The organism is Actinoplanes sp. TFC3 (genome assembly GCF_001553785.1).
In the GTDB taxonomy this organism is placed as follows: Bacteria; Actinomycetota; Actinomycetes; order Mycobacteriales; family Micromonosporaceae; genus Actinoplanes.
In genome coordinates, this window is sequence record NZ_LOJP01000023.1 from 1 (window position 1) to 4,595 (window position 4,595).

General features: G+C 69.4%; 4 protein-coding genes. All 4 read left to right on the forward strand.

All coding sequences use genetic code 11. The features are described 5' to 3' along the window. Positions 1-134 precede the first annotated feature (134 nt). The 4 genes from TFC3_RS34995 to TFC3_RS35010 all read left to right on the forward strand — a co-directional run bounded on the left by TFC3_RS34995 (position 135) and on the right by TFC3_RS35010 (position 4,175). Positions 135-1,748: a type IV secretory system conjugative DNA transfer family protein gene (locus tag TFC3_RS34995; RefSeq protein ID WP_236718646.1), complete on the forward strand. Its 1,614-nt coding sequence runs from the start codon at positions 135-137 to the stop codon at positions 1,746-1,748. A gap of 41 nt (positions 1,749-1,789) precedes the next feature. Then, positions 1,790-2,614 carry a replication-relaxation family protein gene (locus TFC3_RS35000; RefSeq protein ID WP_067510618.1) on the forward strand — a complete coding sequence of 275 codons (825 nt, stop codon included), beginning with the start codon at positions 1,790-1,792 and terminating at the stop codon, positions 2,612-2,614. Continuing rightward, complete coding sequence (locus TFC3_RS35005; protein WP_067510620.1) at positions 2,602-3,636, forward strand: C40 family peptidase; 1,035 nt, start codon at positions 2,602-2,604, stop codon at positions 3,634-3,636. The genes TFC3_RS35000 and TFC3_RS35005 overlap by 13 nt, the downstream gene beginning before the upstream one ends. Before the next feature lie 140 nt (positions 3,637-3,776). Next, positions 3,777-4,175 carry a hypothetical protein gene (locus TFC3_RS35010; RefSeq protein WP_236718647.1) on the forward strand — a complete coding sequence of 133 codons (399 nt, stop codon included), beginning with the start codon at positions 3,777-3,779 and terminating at the stop codon, positions 4,173-4,175. Positions 4,176-4,595 lie beyond the last annotated feature (420 nt).

Here is a 4,595-nt window from a genome sequence, read left to right on the forward strand (position 1 = left end):
GCGGGGCGCCCCCCCAACCCCCCCCCCCCCGCCCTCCCCCCCCCCGCACCCCGGCGCCGCCCCGGACGCGGCGATGTCTTCTGCGCCGGACCCGCCACCAGCCATCCCACCCCGCCGACCCCGTGGAGCGCCCCGTGACTATCCCACCCACCACCGAATCCACCACCGGTGAGAAAGAACCGATCAGGCGGCTCAACCTCGTCCCCGTCGACCAGCGGCACGGCCTGGGCGGCAAGGTGATCGGAGTTGCGAACGCCGGCCCCCGCACGAGGATCGGGATCTCGCTGACCGACTGCCGCTACCACCTGCACGCCCTCGGCCCGACCGGTACCGGCAAGACCACCCTGCTGATGAACATGATCCTCGACGACGTCGAAGCAGGTCGTGGTGTCGCCGCGTTCGACCCGGCCAAGGGCGACCTGATCCGGGACCTGCTCGACCGGCTTCCCCAGTCCGCCGGGGACCGCCTGGTGCTGATCGACCCGGACGAGCGGCACGCGCCACCGGCGATCAACTTGCTCGACCCGGCCGTACACGGCGGCACTCCGCATGACGTGGCCGCGAACGTCACGGCCGTGATGGCGAAGGTGTGGGCGCGCTGGTGGGGCCACCGCACCGCCGACATCTGCTACCACGGGTTGCTCACCCTGGCCCACCTCGAAGGTTCGACGCTCGCGCAGTTGCCGCGGCTGCTGTCGGACTCCAAATGGCGCGCCGAGCGGGTCACCACGGTCACCAATGCTTTGAAGGCGTGGGAGGGCAACACCCTCGGCGAGTTCTGGGAAGGCTTCGACAGCCTCTCGGCCGGGCAGCGGGCCGGGCTGACCGCACCGCTGCTCTCACGGTTGCGGCTGGTCCTCGCCCATCCGATGGCGACCTCTTTGTTCGGGGTGGCGGCCACCACGTTCTCCTTCGCCGAGATCCTCGACGGTGGGGTGCTGCTGGCCCGGCTGCCGAAGGGGGTCATCGGTGAGGACGGCACCCGGCTGATCGGCTCGTTGCTCCTCGCCGGGTTGTGGCAGGCCACCACGGCCCGAGCTCGTATCCCCGAGCACGAGCGCCCGGACGCCATGGTGGTGCTGGACGAGTGTCACAACTTCCTGCACCTGCCCATCGGTATCGATGACGCCCTCGCCGAGGCCCGCGGCCTGCACACCTCGTTCGTCCTGGCGCATCAGTACCTGGGCCAGTTGTCCGGGGATATGCAAGAGGCGATCGACGCCAACGCCCGCAACAAGGTGTACTTCGCCCTCGCCCCCCGCGACGCCGTCGACCAGGCCCGCCACCTTCGCCCGTATCTGGACGACGGGGACCTGATCCGGCTCGGCGGCTACGAGGTGGTGCTGCGGCCGGTGGCCGGCGGCCGGGTGGTGCCTCCGGTCACCGCCGACACCGAGCCGCCTGGACCACCGGTCAATAGCCGGTCCGAGGTGCTGCGGCGAGCGGCACGCGAGCACACCGGGCTGTCGCACGAGGACCGCAGAAAGCTGCTCGGCACAACTGCAGCGGTCCCGGCGAGTACCGAACCGCAGGGTTCGGTGCAGGTTCCCAAAGAGCTGTTGGTCGGTCGTAACACCTTCGCTGCTCACGGCGAGCGGTTCAACGAGAGCTCTCACGAGCCGTCCAACGAGCAATCAAACGAGTTTTCTAACGAGCCGGAGGACTCGTTGGAAAACGCCCCCTATGACAGCCCATACCCGCAGGTCAACGACGCTGAGGAGAACTGGTGGACCGGAACCGACTTATAAGAGATAACTCTCCTACCGGTGCTCGCCTGACGGCGTCCGTCGTGGCCGGCGAACTCACCAGACTCACTCCCCGAGACCGGTTCCTGCTCAACCTGCTCGACCAGCACAAGACCTTCACCACCGACCAGCTCGTCGACCTCACCTTCGGTTCCGCCGGTCGCGCCCGCAACCGGCTCAACACCCTGCTCGAGCGCGACATCCTCGACCGGTTCCGGCACTACCAAAGGCCCGGCTCGCAAGCGTGGAGGTGGACCCTCGGCCCGGTCGGCGCGGCGATCGTCGCGGCCGGGAACGGTGACACGCTGCCGCGCCCGTCCGCCGTACGCGACGCCACCGCACGACTGGCCCTGTCTCCGACACTCGCGCACCTCATCACCACCAACGGGTTTTTCGTCGCGCTCAGCGCCCACGCCCGCACCGATGCGGCAACCCGGTTGGCGCGCTGGTGGAACGAGGCCGCGTGCCGGGAGGCGGTCGGCGCGGTGGTGCGCCCCGACGGTCACGGGGTGTGGATCGACGGCGGGCGCGCGGTGCCGGTCTGGCTGGAGACCGACCTCGGCACCGAAACCCTGTCCCGGGTGATCGGCAAGCTCACCGGCTACGCCGCACTCCCGCCCTCGCGCGCCTACCCGGTGCTGTTCTGGTTCACCACCGCCGCGCGTGAGCTGAACTTCCACGCCCACCTCACCCGCACGGGGGTGCCCGGCGGGGCGACGGTGGCAACCGCCGCCGCCCCTGTCGCCCCGGCCACCGAGGCGGCCGACACCGGCGGCCCGGCGGGGCCGGTGTGGCGGGTAGCCGGACAGCCCGGCCGCGTCAGCCTGGCCGAGCTGACCCTCCCGGACGGTGCGGTATGGGACGGGTAGTCGCCGGGGCGGTCGGCGGCCTCGTGCTGCTACTCGTGGTCATCGCCGCCGCCGGGGCCGCCGCCGTGTCCGCCCTGTTCGGCGGCGGCAGTGCCGCCTACGCCTGCACGGCCACCGTCACCACCCCGGGCACCCTCCCGGCGGGACTGAGCGCCGAACAGGCGGGCAACGCGGCGGTCATCATCGGCACCGGTCAGCGGATGAACATCCCGGCGCGCGGGTGGGTAATCGCCGTCGCCACCGCCCTGCAAGAGTCCCGGCTGATCAACCTCGGCAACCTCGGTACTGACAACAACTACGACTCGCTCGGGCTGTTCCAGCAACGCCCGTCGCAAGGGTGGGGCCCCCCGGCCGAGATCATGAACCCGGCCCACGCGGCCACCTCCTTCTATGAGCACCTACGAGCCGTGCCTCGGTGGCAGAGCTTGCCGTTGACCGACGCGGCGCAAGCGGTGCAACGCTCGGCGTACCCGGACGCCTACGCCGACGACGAGGCGCAGGCCGCCGCCATCGTCGCGGCCTACACCGGTGGGGTGGTGTGCGACGGGGGCGACAACCTCCCGCCGGAGGCCGCCGCGAGTCTGCCGCCGGGGTTCGCCCTTCCGGCGGGTACACCGCCGCCGGTGGTCACCGCGATCGGGTGGGCACTCGCACAGCTCGGCACCCCGTACACCTTCGGCGGGGACTGCACCGCCGCACACTCCGGGGTGCCCCGGCACCAGTGCGACTGCTCCTCGCTGATGCAACAGGCGTACCGGGCCGCCGGAATCCGGATTGCCCGCACCACCGCCGATCAAGTCGACGCGGGCACCTCCGCGCCCGGCCCCGCCGACCTCCACCCGGGAGACCTGATCTTGATCCCCGGTGGCGGCGGCACCCGCGCGAACCCGGGCCACGTCGGCATGTACCTCGGTTCCGGGCTCATTGTGCAAGCTCCGAAAACCGGCGACGTGGTGAAGATCAGCAAACTGTCATCCTGGATAAATCAGATAGCGGCAATACGTCGGATTGTGCCGAGCTGACGCTTGACATTCTTACGAAGTCGAGCTCCGCCGGCCGTGGGGCCGTGAAGTGACATTGAGCTCAATACGTCGACTTGACTTCACCATGCGATAGAGCGTCCATGAATAGGTAAACAATTCACCCCCGGAAAGGAAAAGACATGACCGCCCCGGTATTGCGCACCGAATCGGTTACCGCCGCCGTGACCGGGCTCGCGGCCCGCTGTGACGGCCCCACGCTGGCAACGCTGACCGCCGTGGGTGACACGGTGACCGCCCGCCCGGAAACGCTGCCCGGTGGCCCGCGCACGGCCGACAGCATCACCGTTGCGTGCGAGCGCATGGCAACGGTGATCGCCCGGCATCCGGCCATGTTCACCGCCGAGGTGGTCGCGTACGCGGTGATACTTCCTGGTGACGGGGTTGCATTCGCGGCTGACCGGACCGGGCTGACGCACTTCATCCCGCTTACGGGAGTCCCTAGCGAGCCGTTGCACTCCACGCGGTGGGACGATCTTGTCGCGAGTCTCCACGCCATGATCGACGCTGCCGCTCACTGACCGACCCCACCCAGCGCGCCCGGCCATACGGCCGGGCGCGCTGGCGTTGCGGCCCCGAATCGCTGGCACCGCCCACAACGCCCTACGCGCCCATGCGCCGGTTTACCCCCACCGGATACACCGGCGCGGCCAGAAACCCGCCGAGCGGCCCTCACAATGCCGTTAAACGCGATACCGGGCCGACAGGCGGCCAGTGCGACGAGGCGAAAAGGGGTTTCTGAACGGCCTTCGGAAAGAGTCTTGGAAATGCGGGTTGACAATCGCCCCGTGCAGAGGGTCCATGGACGTGGGCAACAACAAACGCCCTACCGGAACCGCCAAACAAAAGCGCACCGCATAACGCGGAACGCTATTTCCAACCCTATTGCCGGAGGTATTCAGCCATGACCACCACGACCACCACGACCACCACCCCCGCCC

Excerpts from the sequence above, each read along its gene's own strand:
- TFC3_RS35005 (WP_067510620.1), top strand. The coding sequence starts at position 2,602 with ATGGGACGGGTAGTCGCCGGGGCGGTCGGCGGCCTCGTGCTGCTACTC.
- TFC3_RS35010 (WP_236718647.1), top strand. The coding sequence starts at position 3,777 with ATGACCGCCCCGGTATTGCGCACCGAATCGGTTACCGCCGCCGTGACC.